This is a genomic window from Tsukamurella tyrosinosolvens (assembly GCF_900104775.1).
GTDB lineage: Bacteria > Actinomycetota > Actinomycetes > Mycobacteriales > Mycobacteriaceae > Tsukamurella > Tsukamurella tyrosinosolvens.
Genome location: NZ_FNSA01000003.1, coordinates 766,671 through 787,084 on the forward strand (window position 1 = coordinate 766,671; position 20,414 = coordinate 787,084).

Below are 20,414 nucleotides of genomic sequence, written 5' to 3' on the forward strand. Positions count from 1 at the left end.
AGCGCGGGCCGCCTATCGTGGGGCCATGGATCACGTCCGCCGGCGAGTGACCACCGAGGCGCAGCTCCGCGAACTGATCGCGGAGCCGATCGACCGGGTGCGCGACAAGGTGGTCACCGAGCTCGCGGACATCCATCGCGCGTTCCTCGCCGCGTCGCGCCTGTACTTCGTCGCCACCTCGAACGCCGGCGGCGACCTGGACGTCTCCCCCAAGGGCGATCCCGCAGGGGCCGTGACGGTGCTCGACGGGCGCACGATCGCCCTTCCCGACCGCCCCGGTAACCGGCGCCTCGACGGCTTGAAGAACCTGCTGCAGAACCCGCACATCGCCATCGAATTCGTGATCCCCGGCCGCGGCGAGACGCTGCGCATCAACGGCACCGCGACGGTGCTCGCCGACGCCGAGTACGCGCCGCTCATGGCCGTGCAGGGCACGCTTCCGCTGATGATCACCGAAGTCGCGATCGACGAGGTCTTCTTCCACTGCAGCAAGGCCTTCCTGCGCTCGGAGGCGTGGGACCCGTCGACGTGGGCGATGGCAGAGTGAGCGGCATGTACCGCTTCCGACAGGTCGACGTCTTCTCCTCCGCACCGCTCTTGGGCAACCCGGTGGCAGTGGTGCACGACGCCGACGACCTCACCGACGAGCAGATGGCGGCGTTCGCGCGCTGGACCAACCTGAGCGAGACCACCTTCCTGCTGCGCCCCACCGATCCGGCGGCGGACTACCGGCTCCGGATCTTCACGCCCGGCGGTGAGCTGCCCTTCGCCGGGCACCCGACGCTCGGCAGCGCGCACGCGTGGCTGGAGGACGGCGGCGTCCCGGCATCGGCGGGCACCGTCGTGCAGGAGTGCGGCGCCGGCCTGGTGCGCCTGCGCCGCGGTGCGGCTCTCGCGTTCGCGGCGCCGCCCCTGGTCCGTTCCGGGCCCGCGGACGCGGCCGTCGTCGACCGGATCGCCGCGGGCCTGCGCGTCCCCGCCGCGGAGATCCTCGCCGCGGAGTGGGTGGACAACGGGCCCGGCTGGGTCGCGGCGCGGCTGCGCGACGCGGACGCCGTGCTCGCGCTGCGGCCGGACTTCGCGGCGATGGGGGAGCTGAACGTCGGCGTCGTCGGCGCGTACCCGGCGGGCGGTGACGCCGATGTCGAGATCCGCGCCTTCTGCCCCTCGCTCGCGGTGCCCGAGGACCCCGTGACGGGGTCGCTGAACGCGGGCATCGCGCAGTGGCTGATCGGTACTGGCGAGCTGCCGGACCGCTACACCGCGTCCCAGGGCACCGCGCTCGGCCGCCGCGGCCGCGTGCACGTCGAGCGGGACGGCGACGCGATCTGGATCGGCGGCGCCACGAGCACCACGATCTGTGGTGAAGTCTCCGTGTCCTGAGCCGCTCAGTCCTCCTCCAGCGCGCACGTGATCTCGGGGGTCTCCGTGATCGCGTGGCGGGCCGGGGCGTGGGCATACCCGAGTGCAACACCGGAAGTGCAGGAGTTACACCTGCTCGCCGCCGCGGAGAACCCGCAGGAGCTCGAGGTCGGCGGATAGCTCCAGCACGTCGGCGCGCAGGCCCGCGGACAGCTCGCCGCGGTCCTTCAGCCCGAGTAACCGGGCCGGGGTGGTGGCGCCGGCGCGCGCGGCGTCGGCAAGCGGCACCCCCGAGTGCCGGACGGCGCGCACCACCACGTCGAGCACCGACGAGGTGCCGCCCGCGATGGCGCCCGGCGTCCCGTCGGGCGTGGTCAGGCGCGCGACGCCGCCCCCGACGGTGACCTCGAGCGGCCCGAGCGAGTACTGGCCGTCGGGCATGCCCGCGGCCTGCATCGCGTCGGAGACCAGCGCGACGTGGTCCGGCCCGACGGTCGCGAAGACCATCGCGACCGTGCCGGCGGCCAGGTGTACCCCGTCGCCGATGATCTCCGCGACCGCGCGGCCCTCGCCCGCGACCTTCAGGGCGGCGCCCACGGCGCCGGGGTGCCGGTGGTGCATCGGGTGCATGCCGTTGAACAGGTGCGTGATGCTCACCGGACCGTCCGGCGTGCCGAGCGCGGCGGCCACGGTGTCGTAGTCACCGGCGGTGTGTCCGACGGAGACGACGGCACCGGCGTCGGTGAGCTGCCGCGCCAGGTCGGCGAAGTGCGGCGTCTCGGCGGCGAGGGTCATCGACCGGATCCGCCCGCCCGCGGCGTCGAGGAGCGTCGCGAGCAGCGCCGGGTCGCCGTCGATGATGTACCGCGGGTCCTGCGCGCCGCACACCTCCTGCGCGAGGAACGGCCCCTCGAGGTGCAGGCCGGCGACGGTGCCGTCGTCGACGAGCGGCGCGAGCGTGGCGATCCGCTCGAGGAGCTTCTCCGGCGCCGCCGAGACCAGCGAGGCCAGCAGTGTCGTCGTGCCGCGGCCGAGGTGGTGCACGGCGGCCGCGCGGGCACCGTCGGCGTCCGAGTCGGGGAAGCCGAAGCCCCCGCCCCCGTGGCAGTGCACGTCGATCATGCCGGGCAGGTACACGCGGTCCGACGGTGCCGGGAGCGTCGCGGCCGGGAACGCGGAGGCCGGCCCGACCTCCGCGACCCGGCCGTCGGCGAGGGCGAGGACACCGTCGTCGATGGTCCCGGAGGGCGTGACGACGGTGCCGCGCAGGAGCTCGCTCAAGCCGTGGCCTCCGCTTCCATGTCCTCGTCCTCGCGACCGGGTGTCTTGAGGTTGCGCCGCTTGATGATGAAGCTGAACGAGAAGTAGTAGATCACGGCGTAGATGAGGCCCATCGGGATGAGCCACAACGGGTTGGTCGCCTTGCCGAAGTTGAGCACGTAGTCGATCGCGCCCGCGGAGAACGTGAAGCCGTGGTGGATGTCGAGCCAGTTCGCGATGAGCAGTGAGCTGCCGGTCAGGAGCGCGTGCACCAACAGGAGCGGCCACGCGACGAAGATGAACGAGAACTCGAGCGGCTCGGTGATGCCCGTGAGGAAGCTGGTCAGCGCGACCGAGAGCATGATGCCGCCGACGGTCTTGCGGTTCTCCGGCTTCGCGCACCGGTAGATGGCGAAGGCCGCGGCGGGCAGGCCGAACATCATGATGGGGAAGAAGCCCGTCATGAACGTGCCGGCGGTGGGATCGCCCTGCAGGAAGCGCGAGATGTCGCCGTGCACGACCTCGCCGTTCGCGGCGGTGTAGTCGCCCAGGATGAACCACACGACGGAGTTGATGATGTGGTGCAGCCCGAGGGGGAGCAGGAGCCGGTTGACCGCGCCGAAGACGCCGCCGCCCACGACCGAGTGCTCCGCGACCCAGTTGCCGAGGCCGGTGAGGGCCCAGTTGAACAGCGGGTAGGCGAACGACATGAGCACACCCACGACGATCGCGCCGGACGCGGTGAGGATCGGGACCAGGCGCCGCCCGGAGAAGAAGCCGATGTAGTCGGGCAGCTTGGTCTTGTAGTACCGCTGCCACAGCACCGCCGACATGATGCCGATGACGATGCCGCCGAGGACGCCGAAGTCGACCACCGCCGGATCGCCGGCTTTGTCCACCTTGCCCGCGAGCACGACGGGCGACATGGCCTTCTCGACCGCCTGGAAGGAGAGGTAGCCGACGAGCGCCGCGAGCGCGGTGGAGCCGTCCGCCTTCTTCGCCCAGCCGATCGCGATGCCCACGGCGAAGAGGATCGGAAGGTTCGAGATCAGGGCGTTGCCGGCGCCGCCGATCACCGCGGCGACGGTCTTCATGGAGTCGAACCGGCCGAGGAGATCGTCCTGGCCGAGCCGCAGCAGGAGGCCCGCCGCGGGCAGCACCGCGATGGGCAGCATGAGGCTGCGGCCGAGTTTCTGGAGACCGCTCAGATCGAGCCGTCGTGCTGATATACCGGATCCGGATGAGGAACTCACTTTTCGCTCCTGTCGAGGGACGAGTCCACTAGGGTGACGACAGGTTATAACCAGTTCGGTCCGGCGCGAGTCGGTTTCCCCGAACCTCTCCGAAAGGCGGCAGGAATGTCGAAAGCGCAGGACATCGTGAACGGACTCGGCGGTGCCGACAACATCGAAGAGGTCGAGGGCTGCATCACCCGCCTCCGCTGCGAGGTGAAGGACACCGGCCTCGTCGACCAGGCCGCCCTGAAGAAGCTCTCGCACGGCGTGATGGTCGCCGGCTCCGCCGTACAGGTCGTCGTCGGCCCGACCGCCGATGCGCTCGCCGAGGAAGTGCAGGACCTCCTGTGACCGAGGTGTCGGCACCCGTCGCGGGGCGGCTCGTGCCGCTCTCGGCCGTTCCGGATCAGGTGTTCGCGGGGGAGATGGTGGGCTCGGGGGTGGCCATCGAGCCGTCCGTCCCCGCCGACGGTGCCGAGGCCGTGGTGGTCTCGCCTGTGGCCGGGACGGTGCTCAAGCTGCATCCGCACGCCGCGATCGTGCTCGCGGACGGGGGTATCGGCGTTCTGGTACATGTCGGAATCGACACTGTGAATCTGAATGGCGAGGGCTTCACGCTACTGGCTGCGGAGAAGGCGAAAGTGGCCGTGGGAGATCCGCTGATCTCCTTCTCTCCGTCGGGTATTCGGGATCGGGGTCTGAGTGCGATCTGCCCCGTGGTGGTGATGGATTCCCAACCCGGGTCCATTACGAATCTTGAAGAACGTGATGTGGCGGCGGGGGATTGGATCTTTACTGTGTGAATGACACGTCGCCCCGGCGTGTTCATCTGGTCACAGTGATCGAATGGAGGCGTAATCCTCTCACTATTTTGAGTACCGTGAGCGCGAACGTTGTCGGTTGGGGAAAGGTGGATGGCCTGTGGTGAGCTCGACGGGACGCCTCGGTGAGGGGGGCGTGCGATGGATGCGAACCTGATCCAGCACCTCATCACCGTTCCGCTGTTCACCGGCATCATCGGCTACATCACCAACTGGACCGGCATCCTCATGCTGTTCGAGCCGAAGAAGTTCTACGGCATCAAGGTCCCCGGCATGGCGACCCTGTATCCGTTGCTGCCCCGCCGGGTTCAGGTGATCCCCGCGATCATGCCCGACGGCCGCGTCGGGTGGCAGGGGATCGTGCCCTCCCGCGCGGAGAAGATGGCGAGCATCGCCGTCGACAAGTCGTTGAACAAGGTCGGTAGCATCGCCGAGTTCTACGAGGTGATGGATCCGGAGCACGTCTCCGAGGTGCTCACCCGCGCGTCGCTGCCGATGATCCCGTCGATCGTGGAATCCGTGATGCAGCGGGAGAACCCGCGCCTGTGGTACTCGCTGCCCGAGGACGTCAAGCTCCTGGTCTTTCGCCGCGTCTCCGCGTCGCTGCCCAAGGACGTCCGGAAGATCACGTCGACCATCGGCGAGAACATCGATGACTACATCGACGCCAAGCTGCTGGTGATCCGGTACCTGACGAACAACCCGTCGGTGCTCAAGGACATCTTCTACAACATGGGTCGCAAGGAGCTGAAGTTCATGCAGAACTTCGGTTTCTACTTCGGCTTCCCCATGGGTTTCCTCCTCGTGGCGCTGCTTCACTTCTTCCCGTACTGGTGGCTGCTGCCGCTCGGCGGGATCGTCATCGGCTACGTGGTGAACTACATCGGCATCCTCATGATCTTCGAGCCGATCCATCCCACCTGGTGGGTGCCGTGGAAGCAGGGCCTCTTCCTCAAGCGGAAGAAGGAGATCGGCGAGCAGTACGCGATCGTCATGGCCGACAAGGTCATCACCATCGAGAACATCTGCGACGAATTGCTGCACGGCCCGCGGTCCGACCGCACGCGCGCCACCGTCGAGTCGGTGCTGCGGGACTCGATCGACAACGCCGCCGGCTGGGCCCGCGGCTTCGTCAAGCTGTCCGTGGGGTCCGAGGCCTACGACCGGGTGCCGCAGTTGGTGGGCGCCGAGGCGCTCAAGGTCGCGCAGGCGACGGTCAGCGAGCCGAAGTTCGTCGCCGAGCAGCAGTCCAAGGTCCGCGAGTTCGTCATCGAGCGGATGAGCAAGCTCAGCCCGGAGGATCTCAGCGAGCTGCTCCGGTCGGCCATCAAGCAGGACGAGTGGTTGCTGTTCCTGCACGGCGCGGTGCTCGGTTCCTTCGCCGGGTTCCTCCATCTAGCGATATTCGGGGTGTGACAGACGTGAGTGAGAAGTCCCGTTCCTCTGCGGCGTCCGGCGACGCGGACGCCGACGAGAACCGCGAGGTCGCGGTCCGCGACGGGGGCGAGGTCGCGGCGGCGGACAAGGACAAGCAGGAGTCCGGCGGGCTCCTCGGCCGGCTGGGGCGCGTCTCCAACTCGGCGTTCAGCGTGACCCGTGAGCTCGGCGGCTCGGCGCAGCGTCTCACCCAGCAGTTCGTCAGCGAGGCCGGGCACCTCGTGGACGTCGCGCTGACCACGGAGGTCGCGCCGCGCATCGTCGTGCACGGCGAGGTCGTCGACGAGTTGCTCGAGCAGGCGCCCGAGCCCGTCGCCACCACGGAGGAGCTGCGCCGCATGGGCGATCGCCTCCTCGCCCAATCCGCCGAGCCGGCCGGCGCGCAGGCGCCGCACCCGGCCTACGAGCACCTCCTGCAGGAGCTGTGCCCCGACGAGGCCCGGATCCTGCGGCTCCTTGCCAACGACGGTGCCCAGCCCGCCATCGACGTGCGCACGAACCGCCCGTTCGGCGTCGGCGCGGAGACCGTGGCCGCGGGCGTGTCGATGATCCCCGAGGTCGCCGGTTGCCGGAACCCGGACCGGATCGCCGAGTACCTCGGCAACCTGCACCGCCTCGGGCTCATCTGGTTCTCCAAGGAGCAGGTGGACGTGCGGCGATACGAGCTGCTGCAGGTGCAGCCGCAGGTGATCGACGCGATGAGCAGCGCGGGCCGGTACGCGAAGACGGTCCGTCGCCGGATCGAGATCACCCCGTTCGGCCGCGCCTTCTACGGCACCTGCTTCTCGCCCTCGTCCGGCTTCTCCGACTAGGGGCCGCGCTCAGCTCGTCGGCGGAAGGTGCTGGGGGAGAACCGCCTCGCGGGTGATCGCGAGCGCCGATTCCAGGTCGCCGTAGCGGAGCTGGGCGATGCGGATGAACAGGAAGTCGACGACGGCGAGCTGCGTCAGGCGGCTGGCCAGCGCCGCCGCCCGCAGCGGTGACTCCTGCGCGACGGTGAGCAGGATGCGGTCGGCCGCCCGCCCGAGAGGGGACTCGGGCGCGTTGGTCACGGCCACGCCGAGGGCGCCGCGCTGCCTGGCGAGCGTCAGGGCGCGGTGCACCTCCACGGTGGTCCCGCTGAACGACACGGCGACGGCGACGGAGTCGGGCGTCGCCAGCGCGGCGTGGACGAGCTGCATGTGCGTGTCCGGGGAGTACTGGCAGGACAGTCCGATCCGCTGGAGCTTCTGCGACAGGTCGAGCGCAGCGAGGCCACTGGCACCGACGCCGAAGGCGTGGCAGCGCCCGTGCTCGGCGATCGCCTGCGCGACGGTTTCGAGGGCGTCGTGGTCGATCAGTCGTGCGGTCTGTTCGAGGGAGCGGGCCTCGTGGAAGGCGATCTTGGCGACCACGCCGGCGAGGTCGTCCTCGTCGTTGATCGCGCCCTCGGCGATGTCGGACCGCTCGAGTTCGACCTGTCGCCGGGAGAGCTCCTGCGCCAGGGCGATCCGGAGGTCGGGGTAGCCGCCGAAGCCGAGCGCGCGGGCGAACCGGACGACGCTGGCCTGGGATGCGCCCGCGGCTTCCGCCAGCTCGGTGATCGTCGCGGCGACCGCGCGCGCGGGATCGGCGATCACGGTCGCGGCGATCTTGGCCTCCGCCGGGCGCAGGGTCGGAACCACGGAACGTATGCGGTCGATCGTGCCGTCCACAGCTCCCCTTCCGGCGTCTGGGCGAGTATCGCACAGCGAGTTCTGAAAATATTCTTCCAAAAATATCGATCGCGCGTAATCTTTCGTCACATCGCTCGGTGTGGAAGGAACGACATGCACGAGATGGCCACCACGGAGGGCCGGAACAGCCGGACCATGGACCTCGACGAGTTCACGGTCCACGAGCTGCTCACGGCCATGAACGACGAGGACCGCCTGGTCCCGGACGCGGTCCGTCGCGTGCTTCCCGCCGTCGAGCGCACCGTCGACCTCGCGGTGTCGGCCCTGCGCTCGGGTGGTCGGTTGATCTACCAGGGCGCCGGCACGAGTGGGCGGCTCGGCGTGCTCGACGCGGCCGAGTGTCCTCCGACGTTCGGCGTCTCGCCGGGCCTCGTCCTCGGGGTCCTCGCGGGCGGCGATGCCGCGATGTTCCGGTCGGAGGAGGGTGCGGAGGACTCCGCCGAGCGCGGGCGAGACGATCTTGCGGCCCTCGGCCTCACCGCCGCCGACGTCGTGATCGGGATCGCGGCCTCCGGCCGCACCCCGTACGTCCTGGGCGGCCTGGATTACGCGCGCTCGGTCGGAGCGTCGACGGTGGCCCTCTCGTGCAACCCGGGGGCGGCGATCTCCGCGCACGCGGAGGTCGCGATCGAGATCGACAACGGCCCCGAAGTCCTCACCGGTTCCACCCGGCTCAAGGCGGGCACCAGCCAGAAGCTGGTCCTCAACATGATCTCGACGGCCGCGATGGTGCGGATGGGTAAGGCCTTCTCGAATCTGATGGTCGACGTGGCGCCGAGCAACGTCAAACTCGCGGACCGCGTGGTCCGCATCATCGGCGAGGCCACGGGCTGCGACGAGGCCGCGGCCCGCGCGGCCGCCGACGCGGCGGACGGCCACGCCAAGACCGCGATCGTCATGATCCTCGCCGACGTGGACGCGCCGACCGCCCGCGCGCGGCTCGCCGCGGCCGACGGCTTCGTCCGCGCCGCCATCCGCTCCACCGAATCCTGATCCGCAGGGAGGACCGCTCCGATGAACTACACCGAGCTCGGCGAGACGATTCTGGGACTCGTCGGTGGACCTGGCAACGTCGCCTCGCACACCAATTGCATGACGCGCCTGCGGATCAACGTCGAGGATCAGGCGGCCGTCGACGTCGCCGGCATCCGCGGACTCGACGGTGTGCAGGGCGTCGTCGACGGTCCCCAGCTGCAGATCGTCGTGGGGCCCGGCCACGCCGAACGGTTGCGGGAGGGTTTCGGTGACGTGCTCGCCGCGGCCCGGGCCGCGGAGTCCGGATCGGAGGCCGACGCCGTCGTGGCGGCCGCGACCGTGGCCGACGACGTGCGCGAGGCCGAGCTGGACTCCCTCGCCACGCGCACGCAGGCGAAGGTGAAGGCGCGCCAGACGAGCCGCCTGCAGGTCGCGCTCAAGCACGTCGGCAACATCTTCATCCCGCTCTTCCCGGGCTTCATCGCCTGCGGCATCATCGCGGCGATCGCCAACATCTGGAAGCTGATCGACCCGTCGGTCACCGGCAATCCGTGGTTCCTGGTGTTCGCGGCGATGGGCACGCTGCTCATCGGCAGCCTGAACCTGATCGTCGGCCTGAACACCGCCAAGGAGTTCGGCGGCTCGCCTGTGCTCGGTTTCGTCGCCGGCGGCCTGCCCTACCTGCCCGCACTCGCCGGCATCGCGGCGAACCCCAAGACCGGCGCCGAGGCGATCCCGCTGACGATCCCCGTGGTCGGCCAGCTGAGCCCGGGCCTCGGCGGCGTGATCGGCGTGATGGCCACGGCGTGGCTGTTCGCGGCGATCGAGAAGCGGCTGCGCGCAAGGGTACCCGCGAGCCTGGACCTGTTCGTGGTGCCCGTGCTCACCGTCCTGGTGGGCGCGGCGGTGAGCCTGTTCGTGATCATGCCGATCGCGGCGCTGGTGATGCGCGGGGTCACGTGGTTCCTCGTCGACTTCGCCCTCGAACAGGGCGGCGTCTTCGGCGGCTTCCTGATGTCGGCGCTGTTCCTGCCGCTGGTGATGCTCGGCCTGCACCACGGGCTGACGCCGGTGCACGTCCAATTGATCGCGGATCTCGGCTACACGCCGCTGCTGCCCATTCTCGCCATGGCGGGTGCGGGGCAGGACGGCGCGGCCATCGCGATCTGGCTCAAGACCCGCAATCCCAAGCTCAAGCGGATCATCAAGGGCGCCTTGCCTCTCGGCCTGGTGGGCATCGGCGAGCCCCTCATCTACGGCGTCTCGCTCCCGCTGTTCTACCCGTTCATCACGGCCTGCCTCGGAGCCGGTTTCGGCGGCGCCTTCGTGGCCTGGGGGATGGAGGTCAGCGGCGGGTTCGGCGCGCAGACCATCGGGCTGTCGGGCGTCCTGATGACCGGCGTCATCTCGGCCGGCGGGTGGCTCTGGTACCTCGGGGGTATCGCGATCGGTGCCCTTGCCGGGTTCGTGCTCACGTACCTGTTCGGATTCAAGGAATCGATGGAAGCCCGCCTGGCCTGAGCGGCGCACCGGAGGAGGATCATGCTCCACTCGCTCTATCCCACGGACGATCCCGCTCTGCGCCGGAGCGTGGCGCGGGCCGCCGCCCGTGCCGGACGGCCGCTCGTCTTCACCTCCCTCCACATCCCCGAGAGTTCGGGACTGCGGGCCTTCGGCGCGGAGCTCGCGGGCCTGCACCGCGAGCTCGGCATCGAGTTCTGCGCCGACGTCTCACCGAAGGCCCTCGCGCTGCTCGGGGTGGACCTCGCGGGGCTGGGGATGCTCCGGGACTGGGGCGTCACGACGGTCCGCATCGACTTCGGCTTCGCACCGGAGGAGGTGCGCGCCATCGCGGCCGCGGGCCCCTTCCGGATCGCGGTCAACGCCAGCACGGTGACGCCGGACGACCTGGACGGGCTCGCCGGGCTCGACCTGATCGGCTGGCACAACTACTACCCGCGACCGGAGACCGGCCTCACCGAGGAGTTCTACACCGGCCAGAATGCTCTTCTGCGCGGGCGGGGGCACGACGTGGTGACGTTCATCCCGGGGGAGCGCGACTTCCGCGCGCCGCTGCACCTCGGGCTGCCGACGCTCGAATCGCACCGGCACGCCAACGCCTACGTCAATCACGCGCGGGCGCTGGCCGCCTGCCCGGACACCGCAGTGGCCTGCGCGGAGGGGACGGTGCTGCCGCAGCACGAGGAGTGGATCGAACGACGCGAGCGGCACGGCGAGATCGTGGTGCCGCTCGCCTCGGTCCCCGGGGCGATGCGGCACCTGCTCGACGCGCCGCTGCGCCTCCGGCCGGAAGGCGCCGCGGCCTCGCACCGCATCGAGGGCACGCGCGGCGGGGCGATCCCGCCGGACGCGGTCAACGGGACGCGGCGCGCACGGGGCAGCCTGCAGGTGGACGTCGCGTCCATGGGGCGATACGGCGGCGAGGTCCACCTGATGCGCGCCGACCTCCCGCTGACCGCCGCGCAGGTCCGGGTCGGCGAGATCGCCGGACCCTACGTCGATCTCGTCGACCTGCTGCGGCCCGGACAGGCGGTCCGCTTCGTCATCGATCCCGCGGCGGGGTGACCGCGGCGGCCCGTGGATAGGCGAGGCGGCGCAGCAGCCGCTCCGCCGGCCCGCGTCGGCCTGCGCGCTCCAGCCGCACCGCGATCGCGACGGTGGCCGCCCAGACGGCGATCGCCAGCAGCGTCGCAGACCAGCTTGAGAGGTGCCGGCCGACACCCAGTCCCCACGCCGCGAGGAGCGGCGAGAAGACGACCGACTGCGCGAGGTACCCGCTCATCGACCGCTTGCCCAGCGCCTGCACCGCGGTGGCGAACGTCCCGGCACCGGTGCGTTCCAGGCGCACCGCGAGCAGCCCGAAGACCGCCACGTACCCGACGCCGCCGAACAGTCCACCCAGCGTGTGCAGCGGCAGCAGCCCCCAGTCCGCGTCGCGCCCGATCGCGAGGACGCCCAGGTTCTGCAGCGCGAGCAGCACTCCCGTGCCCCAGCCGATCGCGATCCCGACCACGGCGCACCGTCGGAGCAGCGCGACGTGCGCCGACGGCGCGTCCAGGACCCGGTGCCGGGCGGCGAGCATGCCGAGCAGGACCGCGGCGGGGACGATCAGCCCGAGAACCACCGTCGGCAGCATCGTCCCGGCCCACGTCGTGATGCGCTCGGCCATCGCGTCCCAGTACCCGGGGATCGCGTTGGCATCCGTGAGGTGCGGGGTCGGGGTCCCGGTGTCGGCGTCGGCGAGGGCCCGCGCGCCCAGGAGGGTGAGCGCCGAGAACGCGGCGGACACCAGGACCAGGATCCCGGCCCAGATCGCGAGGGTCCGGTCCGATCGCCGGAGGAACAGCCACACCAGGACGAGCCCCGTGATCGCGTAGGCGCCGAGGATGTCGCCGTACCAGAGCAGCGCGGCGTGGACGAAGCCGAACGCCAGCATCCACCAGTGCCGGCGCCGCAGGATCCGGCGCGCGACGCCGGGCTCGGTGCCCGCTGCGATCTGGCGCGTGTACAGCTGGACGATGCCGTAGCCGAAGAGGAAGGCGAACATCGGGTACACGCGGCTGTCGATGCCGGTGATCGCAACGGTCTGCACGATGCGGTCGGCGACGGAACCGTCGGCGCTGTGCGCACCGGTACCCGTCGCCCGGCCCCAGAGGAAGAACGGCGCGTTCGCGACGGCGATCAGCACGAGCATGATGCCGCGGGCCAGGTCGGGCGCGATGCTGCGGCGGCCGTGGATCGGCGTCGGCGCCGCGACGGAGGAAGGCGTTTCGGCGCCCGGCGTGGAGGTCATGCGCAGAACCTAAGGTGTGCCCCAAGGGCAGGGTCAAGACGTAGGCTCGGCGCATGCCCTGGAGCACGCGAGAGCTGGCCGAGCTGGCCGGAACGACGGTCAAGGCCGTCCGGCACTATCACGAGATCGGCCTGCTCGACGAGCCCGAACGCCTGTCCAACGGCTACAAGCAGTACGGCGTCGCGCACCTCGTGCGGCTGCTGCGGATCACGCGCCTCAAGGAACTCGGCGTCCCGCTCGCGGCGATGCGCACCGACGCCGCGGAGGACCTGCCGACCGCGATCCGCGCGCTCGACGGCGAACTCGCGGAGCGGATCACCCGGCTGCAGCGCACCCGGGCGGAGCTCGCGACGGCGCTGGAACACAACGCCCCGCTCGACACCCCGGCGGCCTTCCACGCCGTGGCCGAGTCCTTCTCCGACCGCGACCGCGCCCTCGCGACGGTGCTCGGCGGCGTCTTCGACGACGCCGCCCTCGGCGACCTCAGCGCGCTCATGGCGGAGTCCACCGACGCCGACGAGCTCTTCGATGCGCTGCCGCCCGACGCTGACGCCGCGGCGATCGAGGACCTGGCGGGCCGGCTGGCGGCGACGATCCGCGAGCAGCACGCGCGGTTCCCGTGGATGGCCGACCCGAACGCGGTGTCGGTCCGCGGGCGGAACGCCGCGGAGCGGGCCCTGGGCGCCGCGTTCCTCGAGTTGTACAACCCGGCGCAGATGCGCGTCCTGGCCCGGGCCGCGGCGCTGCTGGACGAGTGACGCGCGCGGCTACGGCGCGTCGGCGGTCTCCGTGACCGTCATCTGCACCTGGTAGCGGTCGGAGCGGTACCAGGAGTAGCTGTGCTCGACGCGGGTGGCGCCGGCGAAGGCGACGCGGTCGAAGGCGAGCAGCGGTGTGCCCGACGGGACGCCGAGCACGCGGGCCAGTTCGCCGTCGGAGGAGATGGCGCCGATGGACTGCTCGGCCCGGTCGATCGTCTGCCCGTACTCGGTGCGCAGCAGCGTGTAGATCGACTGCGTCAGGTCGTGCGCGTCGAGGCCGGGCGCGATCGCCTGCGGGTACCAGGCGTCGTCGACGGAGATCGGCACGCCGTCGGCGAGGCGCAGCCGCTTGACGTGGTAGGCCTTGTCGGCCGCGCGGATCTGCAGGGCCGAGGTGGTCGACGGTGGCGGCACGCGCAGTTCGGTCTGCAGGACCACGGTCGACGGGTTGCGGCCGAGCCGGCGCATGTCCTCGTGGAAGGACGCGAGGTGCAGCCGCGACCGCGCGGGCCGGTCCGCGACGAACGTGCCCTTACCGCGGATCCGCACCAGCGTGCCCTCGGCGACGAGCTGCCGTAGCGCCTCGCGCACCGTGATCCGCGAGACGCCGTACTCCTCGCACAACTGGCGCTCGCTCGGAAGCGCGGCGCCGGGCTCGAGCCCATCGGTGCAGCGCTGCTCGAGGAGCGCCCGGAGTTGCTCGTGTTTCGGAATCGGGCCGTCCGAGATCATGACTGCATCTTGTCACACCAGGTCATGACCAGTGGGCTATCGGACGCCGGAGGCGCGGAACTGCACGCTGATCCGCGGCCCGGCGTGCGGCACCTTGGGCACCGCGTGCTCCCAGGTGCGCTGCGCGGAGCCGCCCATGGCCAGCAGGTCGCCGTGGCCCACCGTCAACCTGGTGGACGCGCCGCCGCCGCGCGGGCGCATCAGGAAGGGGCGGGTGGCGCCGAGGGAGACGATGGCGACGATCGTGTCGTGCGTGCCGCCCCGGCCGATCGTGTCACCGTGCCAGGCCACGGAGTCCGCGCCGTCCCGGTACAGGCACAGGCCCACGGAGGTGAAGGGCTCGCGCAGGTCCGGCCAGTACAGCTCCGTGAGCTCGGCCATCGCCGCGCCCAGTGCCGGGTGGGGGAGGGCGGCCCCGTCGCCGTAGTAGCGCAGGAGCCGGGGCACGGGCAGCGTCCGCTCGTACATGCGGCGGCGCTCCTCGACCCACGGCACGTCGCGCTGCAGCGCGAGGAAAAGCTCGTCCGCGCCGGACTGCCAGCCGGCGCGCACGTCGAGCCACGCACCGTCGGACAGTTCCCGGCGGTGCGGGGCCAGCGGTGCGGCGTCGTCGAACAGCGAATCCTGCATCGCCCGCGACGTTACGACGACCGACTGACACGTTCCGCGCGACCTCCGTAGGGTTGAGGGGTGCGATTCGGACTCTTCCTCCCGCAAGGCTGGCGTTTCGACCTCGTCGGCATCGACCCGGCGGACCACTGGTCCGTCATGAACGGCCTGGCCCAGCGCGCCGACACCGGCCCGTGGGACTCGGTGTGGGTGTACGACCACTTCCACACCACCCCGGTCCCGAGCCGCGAGGCCACCCACGAGGCGTGGACCCTGATGTCGGCGCTCGCCGCGACGACGAACAGGGTCAAGCTCGGCCAGATGTGCACGGCGATGAGTTACCGCAACCCCGCCTACCTGGCGAAGGTCGCCGCCACCGTCGACCTGATCTCCGGCGGCCGCACGCAGATGGGCATCGGCGGCGGCTGGTACGAGCACGAATGGCGGGCCTACGGCTACGGCTTCCCGTCGGCGGGGGAGCGGCTCGGCCGCCTCGACGAGGGCATCCAGATCCTGCGGCAGGCGTGGACCGAGGGCTCGGCCACGCTCGACGGGAAGTACTACCAGGTCGACGGTGCCGTCTGCGAGCCCCGGCCGCTCCAGGACGGCGGCATCCCGCTGTGGGTCGCGGGCGGCGGCGAGAAGAAGACGCTGCGGATCGCGGCGCAGTACGCGCAGTACACCAACTTCGACGGCACCTTCGAGGGCTTCGCCCACAAGTCCGAGGTGCTGCGGAAGCACTGCGCGGACGTGGGCACCGACTTCGATGCGATCACCCGCTCCGCCAACTACAACATCACGATCGGCGAGGCCGCCCGCGACGTGCAGACCCGGCTCGACGAGACCCGCAACCGGCTGCTCGAGCACGTGCCGGAGGCGGCGGTCGACGCCGAGATGGGCGCCTACCTGGGCATGCCCGGCGTGGGCACGCCCGGCGACATCGTGGCCAACCTCAAGCGCCTCGAGGCCGAGGGGATGACCTACGCGATCTGCTACTTCCCCGAGATCGCCTACGACACGTCGGGACTCGAGCTGTTCGAGCGCGAGGTCATCCCCGCGTTCGCCTAGCCGCCGGCGCCGGGGGCGAGCGCGCGGAGCCGCTGCGCGCCCTCGGTGAGCACGTGCTCGCGCTTGGCGAAAGCGAAGCGCAGCAGGTGTCCCCAGCGCTGTTGGTCGTCGGCGAGCGCGCTCACCGGCACCGCCGCGACCCCGATCCGTGCGGGCATCTCCCGGCAGAGGGCGCCGGCGTCCTCGAAGCCGAGGCCGCGCGCGTCGGCGACCACGAAATAGGTGCCCTCCGAAGGGTGTACCGTGAACCCGGTGTCGCGCAGCGCATCCGTGAGCAGGTCCCGGTTGTCCTGCAGCGCGGGTGCGAGCTTCTCGAGCCAGGAGGACTCGTTGTCCAGGGCGTGCGCGACGGCGTGCTGCAGCGGCGTCGCGCCCGTGAAGGTGAGCCACTGCTTCGCGGAGCGGCACGCGTCGGCCAGCTCGCGCGGCGCGGTGATCCAGCCGACCTTCCAGCCGGTGACGTTGAACGCCTTGGCGGCGCCGGAGATCCGGACGGTGCGCTCGCGCATCCCGTCGAAGGCGGCGAGCGGGCGGTGCACGCGGCCGTCGAAGAGCAGGTACTCGTAGACCTCGTCGGTGAAGCAGAGTAGGTCGCGCTCCACGCACACGTCGGCGATGAGCTGCAGGTCCGCGTCCGAGAGGACCGTGCCGGTGGGGTTGTGCGGCGAGTTCACGATGATCGCCGCCGTCCGCTCGGTGACCGCGGCGCGCAGCAGGTCGGGGTCGAGGGCGTACCGCCCGCCGTCCTCGACGAGCGGCACGACGACGCGGTGCGCGCCCGCCATCGCCACCGTTGCGGCGTAGGAGTCGTAGAAGGGCTCGATGAGGATCACCTCGCGGCCGGGCTCGACGAGGCCCAGCACCGCCGCAGCGATCCCCTCGGAGGCGCCGACGGTGACCAGTACCTCGCCGTCGGGGTCGTAGTGCAGGCCGTACTCGCGCTCCACCTGCGCGGACACCGCGCGGCGCAGCTCGGGCAGGCCGTCGCCCGGCGGGTACTGGTTCAGACCGCCGTCGATGGCGTCCTTCGCGACCTGCAGCATGCCCGCCGGCCCGTCGGTGTCCGGGAAGCCCTGCCCCAGGTTGACGGCGCCGGTCTCGGCGGCGAGCGTCGAGATCTCCGCGAAGATCGTCGACGTGAACGGCTGGAGGCGTCGGACGGTGCGCATGTCCGCAGCCTAGTGGCCCGCGCGGCTACCGTGGGGGCATGACCTCCGCCGTCGTCGTCGGATCCGGCCCCAACGGGCTCACCGCCGCCGCGTCCCTGGCCCGCGCGGGCCTCGACGTGACGGTGCTCGAGGCGTCGACCACCCTCGGCGGCGCGTGCCGCTCCGACTCGCTGCGCGGCACCGTCGTGGACCGGTTCTCGACGGGGCACCCCCTCGCGTACGCCTCGCCCGCGCTACGGGACGTGGGCGTCGAGATCGACTGGGGCACGGCGGAGATCGACGTGGCGCACCCGCTGTCGCCGGACTCGGAGGATGTCGTCGGCACCCTGGCCGACGTGCCGGACTGCGGGCCGGACGTCATGCCGGTCTTCTTCGGCCCCATGACGGACGTACCGCGGCACCCCGTTGCCGCGACGCGGTGGGGACCGAGGTTCCTTCTACCAGCGGCGGTCACCGCGGCCGCGCTCGGGCGGACCGGCGGCGCCGTCTTCGCCGGGGTCGCGGCGCATTCCATCTCGCCGCAGCACCTGCCGATGACGTCGTCGATCGGATACCTGCTCTCCGGCGTACGGCCGTGGCCGGTGCCGATCGGCGGCTCCCAGCGCATCTCGGACGCGCTCGCCGCCCTCGTCGTGGCGCACGGCGGGACGATCCGGACAGGGGAGCGGGTGACCGCCCTGCCCGACGCGGACCTCGTCGTCCTCGACACCGGCCTGCCCGCGGCGCGGGACCTGCTCGGCGACGGCGCGCCCGGGTGGCTGCGGCGCCGCGCCCGGCAGTGGCGGTTCGGTCCCGCGGCCTTCAAGGTCGACCTGGTGCTCGACCGCGGGATCCCCTGGGTGCACGAGGAACTGCGACGGTCCGCCTTCGTCCACCTGGGCGGCACGGCGCGGGAGATCGCGCACAAGGAGCTCATGGTGAACCGCGGCCGGATGCCCGAGCGGCCCGTGATCATCCTCTCGCAGCAGTATCTCGCCGACCCGTCGCGGTGCCACGGCGATCTCGTGCCCGTCTCGATGTACGCGCACTGCCCCAACGGTTTCCCGGGCGACCTCACGGAGTCGATCGTCGCCGAGGTCGAGCGGCACGCGCCCGGCGTGCGGGAGCGGATCGCCCTGACGCGGTCGGTCGGGCCGGCGACCCTGCAGGCGGGGAACGCCAACCTCGTCGGCGGCGACATCGCCGCCGGTGCCGCCCTGCCTGCGCAACTGGTGCGCCGGCCGAAGATCGTGGATCCCTATCGCCTCACCGACCGCGTCTTCCTGTGCTCGTCCGCCGCCGGCGCGCCCGGCGTGCACGGCATGGTCGGCTGGCACGCCGCGGAATCCGCGCTGCGGTCGCTCTGACCCGCTATCTCGGAGGGGTGCCCAGCGTCGCCGCGACGGCGGCGACCGCCGCGACGACGATCGCCCGGCGCGCCGCGATCGTGTCCCCGGCGGCATCGTCGGGCGAGGCGAGGGAGGTCAGTGCGGGGGAGGCGGAGGGCCACGCCGTGATCAGGCCCAGTGTGAGCACGAGCGCGTCGACGGCACCGTCGCCGTACCGCGGCCGCAGCGCGTCGACCTTCTCGCGGTACGTGGTGCCCTCGTCATCGGTGCTCGACGGCCGCTCGAGGTTGGCCCACGTCGAGAGCCTGAGGGTCGAAGGCTCGGCGAGCAGGTAGTCGTACAACCGACCCGCGTAGCCGGGGAGGTCGTCGGCGTCGAACCGGACCGCGTCGGCCATGGTGCGAAGGGAATCCACGACGATCAGGTCGAACAGGTCCTCCTTGGGGCCGAAGTGCACGTAGATCGAGCGCTTGTTGGCGGACGCCTGGTCGGCGATGCGGTCGATCCGTGCTCCGGCCAGCCCGAACTCGGCGAACTCCCGGCGCGCTGCATCGAGGATCCGCCGCTTCGTCTCCGTGGCGTCGGGTGGCACAGGAGGAGAGTACCGCTCTGTTCGACCTAAGGTAACTAACTAGTTATTGACAAACGCGAGGCGCTGCTGCACTCTCGGTGGTGGCGCCCGCGGCGTGCGGGCGGAACGAAGGAGAGACGATGCCGAAGAAGATTCTGATCACCGGGGCCAGTTCGGGTTTCGGTGCCGGCGCAGCCCTCGAGCTGGCGCGGCAGGGGCACGAGGTGGTTGCCGCCGCGGAGACCTGGCCGCAGGTGCGCAGCCTCCGCGCCGCAGCGACCGAGGCGGGCGTGCGGCTGGAGGTGATCAAGCTGAACCTGACCGACGAGATCGACATCAAGCACGCCTCGTCGTTCGACCCCGACGTGCTGGTGCTCAACGCCGGTGTGATGGAGGGCGGCTCGATGGTCGACGTGCCGCTCGCGCGTGTGCGGGAGTCGTTCGAGATCAACGTCTTCGGTCACCTGGCCCTCGTGCAGGCGATCGTGCCGAAGATGGTTGCGCGGAAGTCGGGCAAGGTCGTGTGGACCTCCTCGATGGGCGGGATCCTGGTGGTGCCGTTCCTCGGTGCCTACTGTGCGACGAAGCACGCCATCGAGGCGATCGCGGGTTCGATGAAGGCGGAGCTGGCGCCGCACGGCGTCCAGGTCGCAACGGTGAATCCCGGCGTCTTCGGGACCGGCTTCAACGACACCGGCGCGGAGAGCTACGTCCAGTGGTACGACGCCGATTCCGCGGTCGTGCCGATGCCCGATTTCGGTGACAGCCTCGCCGACCAGGCGGATCCGCAGGAGATGATCGACGCGATGGTCGAGATCATCCCCGCCGACGAGCACCTGTACCGCACCATGCGGCCGCTGGCGACCATCGATGCCGCGAAGCAGTGGCAGGAGACGGAGTGGACCCAGAATGCCTGACATCACCCTCGCGCACGCCCAGGAACTGATCGCCGCAGCCGATCGTGCCGCCCGGGAGGCCGGCGTCAAGGCCGTCTTCGCGGTGCTCGACAAGGGCGCGAACCTGGTCGCCTTCGCCCGCACCGACGGGGCCTGGCTCGCGTCCAATGAACTCGCCGTCGCCAAGGCCAGGACCTCGGTGATGTTCGAGGCCCCGACGGCCGGGCTCGCCGCGCCGATCCAGATCGGGCAGCCCGCGCTGCACTTCGATCACATCCATGCCGGCGGCCTGCTCCTCGTGGGCGGTGGCGTGCCGGTATTCGATGCCGACGGAAAGCTGCTCGGCGGGCTGGGCGTCTCCGGCGGCGCACCCGAGCAGGACGCCGCGATCGCGGAGGTCGCGGTCGCCTGAGGTGGAGGTGTCGGCTGGCTCGTTGCCGGCATCGCCATGTCGCCTGAGGTCGCGCGGAGCGTCACTGCGGCCCGCCCATCGCTGAACACTGTTGCCTTCGACGAAGATTCGCCACTGCTTGGTGGGGGGACCCACTACCGTACCGGTTCTGTGGTGTTGGATTCTGACGATGCGTTGAAGTGAATCCTGGCAATAGGCTGCTCACGGCGGGATGGGGGGAGGACCCGACTCGCGGCTGTGGTTTCGGGA

22 protein-coding genes are annotated in these 20,414 nt (G+C 70.9%); 14 read left to right on the forward strand and 8 right to left on the reverse strand.

Going from position 1 to position 20,414, the window contains the following annotated elements:
- The first annotated feature begins 25 nt into the window (after positions 1 to 25).
- Positions 26 to 547: an MSMEG_1061 family FMN-dependent PPOX-type flavoprotein gene (locus tag BLW32_RS05170; RefSeq protein ID WP_082791288.1), complete on the forward strand. Its 522-nt coding sequence runs from the start codon at positions 26 to 28 to the stop codon at positions 545 to 547.
- Positions 548 to 552: 5 nt separating this feature from the next.
- Positions 553 to 1,383, forward strand: coding sequence for a PhzF family phenazine biosynthesis protein (locus tag BLW32_RS05175; RefSeq protein WP_068740872.1), 831 nt, complete (start codon positions 553 to 555; stop codon positions 1,381 to 1,383).
- A 105-nt stretch (positions 1,384 to 1,488) separates the two neighbouring features.
- Here the strand turns inward: BLW32_RS05175 and BLW32_RS05180 are convergent, their stop codons facing one another.
- Together BLW32_RS05180 and BLW32_RS05185 are read right to left on the reverse strand one after the other, a co-directional pair.
- Positions 1,489 to 2,643 carry an N-acetylglucosamine-6-phosphate deacetylase gene (locus tag BLW32_RS05180; RefSeq protein WP_068740873.1) on the reverse strand — a complete coding sequence of 385 codons (1,155 nt, stop codon included), beginning with the start codon at positions 2,641 to 2,643 and terminating at the stop codon, positions 1,489 to 1,491.
- A complete protein-coding gene (locus BLW32_RS05185; RefSeq protein ID WP_231857350.1) occupies positions 2,640 to 3,797 on the reverse strand; it encodes a PTS transporter subunit EIIC in 1,158 nt (385 codons plus the stop codon). Before BLW32_RS05185 ends, BLW32_RS05180 begins: the two co-directional genes overlap by 4 nt.
- A gap of 183 nt (positions 3,798 to 3,980) precedes the next feature.
- Between BLW32_RS05185 and BLW32_RS05190 the strand changes: the two genes are divergently transcribed.
- The 4 genes from BLW32_RS05190 (at position 3,981) to BLW32_RS28065 (ending at position 6,927) form a co-directional block, all read left to right on the forward strand.
- On the forward strand, positions 3,981 to 4,208 hold the full coding sequence (locus BLW32_RS05190; RefSeq protein WP_068524062.1) for a PTS sugar transporter subunit IIB: 228 nt from the start codon (positions 3,981 to 3,983) through the stop codon (positions 4,206 to 4,208).
- Positions 4,205 to 4,660, forward strand: coding sequence for a PTS sugar transporter subunit IIA (locus BLW32_RS05195; RefSeq protein ID WP_068524063.1), 456 nt, complete (start codon positions 4,205 to 4,207; stop codon positions 4,658 to 4,660). The genes BLW32_RS05190 and BLW32_RS05195 overlap by 4 nt, the downstream gene beginning before the upstream one ends.
- Positions 4,661 to 4,819: 159 nt before the next feature.
- A complete protein-coding gene (locus BLW32_RS05200) occupies positions 4,820 to 6,094 on the forward strand; it encodes a DUF445 domain-containing protein (RefSeq protein WP_068524065.1) in 1,275 nt (424 codons plus the stop codon).
- Positions 6,091 to 6,927, forward strand: coding sequence for an Abi-alpha family protein (locus BLW32_RS28065; protein WP_225535889.1), 837 nt, complete (start codon positions 6,091 to 6,093; stop codon positions 6,925 to 6,927). The genes BLW32_RS05200 and BLW32_RS28065 overlap by 4 nt, the downstream gene beginning before the upstream one ends.
- 9 nt (positions 6,928 to 6,936) lie before the next feature.
- Here the strand turns inward: BLW32_RS28065 and BLW32_RS05210 are convergent, their stop codons facing one another.
- Positions 6,937 to 7,809: a MurR/RpiR family transcriptional regulator gene (locus tag BLW32_RS05210; protein ID WP_068524067.1), complete on the reverse strand. Its 873-nt coding sequence runs from the start codon at positions 7,807 to 7,809 to the stop codon at positions 6,937 to 6,939.
- A gap of 114 nt (positions 7,810 to 7,923) precedes the next feature.
- Here BLW32_RS05210 and murQ point away from each other — a divergent pair, with 114 nt between their 5' ends.
- From murQ to BLW32_RS05225, 3 genes are read left to right on the forward strand one after another with little or no spacing between them, the layout of a single operon-like run.
- Positions 7,924 to 8,823 (forward strand): N-acetylmuramic acid 6-phosphate etherase, encoded by a 900-nt coding sequence (gene murQ, locus BLW32_RS05215; protein WP_068740874.1) that lies wholly within the window; start codon positions 7,924 to 7,926, stop codon positions 8,821 to 8,823.
- 21 nt (positions 8,824 to 8,844) lie between these two features.
- Entirely contained in the window at positions 8,845 to 10,326 is a 1,482-nt protein-coding gene (locus BLW32_RS05220) for a PTS transporter subunit EIIC (RefSeq protein WP_068740875.1), read from the forward strand.
- A gap of 21 nt (positions 10,327 to 10,347) precedes the next feature.
- Positions 10,348 to 11,391: a MupG family TIM beta-alpha barrel fold protein gene (locus BLW32_RS05225; RefSeq protein ID WP_068524071.1), complete on the forward strand. Its 1,044-nt coding sequence runs from the start codon at positions 10,348 to 10,350 to the stop codon at positions 11,389 to 11,391.
- Here BLW32_RS05225 and BLW32_RS05230 read toward each other — a convergent pair.
- The gene (locus BLW32_RS05230; RefSeq protein ID WP_068740876.1) at positions 11,369 to 12,619 is read right to left on the reverse strand and encodes a DUF418 domain-containing protein; all 1,251 of its coding nucleotides are present in this window, start codon (positions 12,617 to 12,619) and stop codon (positions 11,369 to 11,371) included. The two genes, BLW32_RS05225 and BLW32_RS05230, sit on opposite strands and share 23 nt — an antisense overlap.
- Before the next feature lie 53 nt (positions 12,620 to 12,672).
- On the opposite strand from BLW32_RS05230, the gene BLW32_RS05235 reads away from it, so the two are divergent.
- Entirely contained in the window at positions 12,673 to 13,377 is a 705-nt protein-coding gene (locus tag BLW32_RS05235) for a MerR family transcriptional regulator (protein ID WP_068740877.1), read from the forward strand.
- Positions 13,378 to 13,386: 9 nt separating this feature from the next.
- Here BLW32_RS05235 and BLW32_RS05240 read toward each other — a convergent pair whose 3' ends face one another.
- Together BLW32_RS05240 and BLW32_RS05245 are read right to left on the reverse strand one after the other, a co-directional pair.
- On the reverse strand, positions 13,387 to 14,112 hold the full coding sequence (locus tag BLW32_RS05240; RefSeq protein WP_068524074.1) for a GntR family transcriptional regulator: 726 nt from the start codon (positions 14,110 to 14,112) through the stop codon (positions 13,387 to 13,389).
- 36 nt (positions 14,113 to 14,148) lie between these two features.
- The gene (locus BLW32_RS05245) at positions 14,149 to 14,742 is read right to left on the reverse strand and encodes an alpha-ketoglutarate-dependent dioxygenase AlkB (protein WP_068740878.1); all 594 of its coding nucleotides are present in this window, start codon (positions 14,740 to 14,742) and stop codon (positions 14,149 to 14,151) included.
- 60 nt (positions 14,743 to 14,802) lie between these two features.
- Here BLW32_RS05245 and BLW32_RS05250 point away from each other — a divergent pair, with 60 nt between their 5' ends.
- Complete coding sequence (locus BLW32_RS05250; protein WP_068524078.1) at positions 14,803 to 15,789, forward strand: LLM class F420-dependent oxidoreductase; 987 nt, start codon at positions 14,803 to 14,805, stop codon at positions 15,787 to 15,789.
- Here the strand turns inward: BLW32_RS05250 and BLW32_RS05255 are convergent.
- The gene (locus BLW32_RS05255) at positions 15,786 to 16,958 is read right to left on the reverse strand and encodes a pyridoxal phosphate-dependent aminotransferase (RefSeq protein WP_068740879.1); all 1,173 of its coding nucleotides are present in this window, start codon (positions 16,956 to 16,958) and stop codon (positions 15,786 to 15,788) included. The genes BLW32_RS05250 and BLW32_RS05255 overlap by 4 nt on opposite strands.
- Before the next feature lie 38 nt (positions 16,959 to 16,996).
- On the opposite strand from BLW32_RS05255, the gene BLW32_RS05260 reads away from it, so the two are divergent.
- Complete coding sequence (locus BLW32_RS05260; protein WP_068740880.1) at positions 16,997 to 18,304, forward strand: phytoene desaturase family protein; 1,308 nt, start codon at positions 16,997 to 16,999, stop codon at positions 18,302 to 18,304.
- 4 nt (positions 18,305 to 18,308) lie between these two features.
- Here BLW32_RS05260 and BLW32_RS05265 read toward each other — a convergent pair whose 3' ends face one another.
- Positions 18,309 to 18,878: a TetR/AcrR family transcriptional regulator gene (locus tag BLW32_RS05265; protein ID WP_068740881.1), complete on the reverse strand. Its 570-nt coding sequence runs from the start codon at positions 18,876 to 18,878 to the stop codon at positions 18,309 to 18,311.
- 119 nt (positions 18,879 to 18,997) lie between these two features.
- On the opposite strand from BLW32_RS05265, the gene BLW32_RS05270 reads away from it, so the two are divergent.
- On the forward strand, positions 18,998 to 19,774 hold the full coding sequence (locus BLW32_RS05270; protein ID WP_068740882.1) for an SDR family oxidoreductase: 777 nt from the start codon (positions 18,998 to 19,000) through the stop codon (positions 19,772 to 19,774).
- Positions 19,767 to 20,165: a GlcG/HbpS family heme-binding protein gene (locus BLW32_RS05275; RefSeq protein WP_068740883.1), complete on the forward strand. Its 399-nt coding sequence runs from the start codon at positions 19,767 to 19,769 to the stop codon at positions 20,163 to 20,165. The genes BLW32_RS05270 and BLW32_RS05275 overlap by 8 nt, the downstream gene beginning before the upstream one ends.
- Positions 20,166 to 20,414: the final 249 nt, after the last annotated feature.

Excerpts from the sequence above, each read along its gene's own strand:
- BLW32_RS05235 (WP_068740877.1), top strand. The coding sequence starts at position 12,673 with ATGCCCTGGAGCACGCGAGAGCTGGCCGAGCTGGCCGGAACGACGGTC.
- BLW32_RS05275 (WP_068740883.1), top strand. The coding sequence starts at position 19,767 with ATGCCTGACATCACCCTCGCGCACGCCCAGGAACTGATCGCCGCAGCC.
- BLW32_RS05225 (WP_068524071.1), top strand. The coding sequence starts at position 10,348 with ATGCTCCACTCGCTCTATCCCACGGACGATCCCGCTCTGCGCCGGAGC.
- BLW32_RS05240 (WP_068524074.1), bottom strand. The coding sequence starts at position 14,112 with ATGATCTCGGACGGCCCGATTCCGAAACACGAGCAACTCCGGGCGCTC.
- BLW32_RS05190 (WP_068524062.1), top strand. The coding sequence starts at position 3,981 with ATGTCGAAAGCGCAGGACATCGTGAACGGACTCGGCGGTGCCGACAAC.
- BLW32_RS05270 (WP_068740882.1), top strand. The coding sequence starts at position 18,998 with ATGCCGAAGAAGATTCTGATCACCGGGGCCAGTTCGGGTTTCGGTGCC.
- BLW32_RS05175 (WP_068740872.1), top strand. The coding sequence starts at position 553 with ATGTACCGCTTCCGACAGGTCGACGTCTTCTCCTCCGCACCGCTCTTG.
- BLW32_RS05220 (WP_068740875.1), top strand. The coding sequence starts at position 8,845 with ATGAACTACACCGAGCTCGGCGAGACGATTCTGGGACTCGTCGGTGGA.
- BLW32_RS05260 (WP_068740880.1), top strand. The coding sequence starts at position 16,997 with ATGACCTCCGCCGTCGTCGTCGGATCCGGCCCCAACGGGCTCACCGCC.
- BLW32_RS05230 (WP_068740876.1), bottom strand. The coding sequence starts at position 12,619 with ATGACCTCCACGCCGGGCGCCGAAACGCCTTCCTCCGTCGCGGCGCCG.
- BLW32_RS05245 (WP_068740878.1), bottom strand. The coding sequence starts at position 14,742 with ATGCAGGATTCGCTGTTCGACGACGCCGCACCGCTGGCCCCGCACCGC.
- BLW32_RS05170 (WP_082791288.1), top strand. The coding sequence starts at position 26 with ATGGATCACGTCCGCCGGCGAGTGACCACCGAGGCGCAGCTCCGCGAA.
- BLW32_RS05200 (WP_068524065.1), top strand. The coding sequence starts at position 4,820 with ATGGATGCGAACCTGATCCAGCACCTCATCACCGTTCCGCTGTTCACC.
- murQ (WP_068740874.1), top strand. The coding sequence starts at position 7,924 with ATGCACGAGATGGCCACCACGGAGGGCCGGAACAGCCGGACCATGGAC.
- BLW32_RS05185 (WP_231857350.1), bottom strand. The coding sequence starts at position 3,797 with ATGCTGCCCATCGCGGTGCTGCCCGCGGCGGGCCTCCTGCTGCGGCTC.
- BLW32_RS05255 (WP_068740879.1), bottom strand. The coding sequence starts at position 16,958 with ATGCGCACCGTCCGACGCCTCCAGCCGTTCACGTCGACGATCTTCGCG.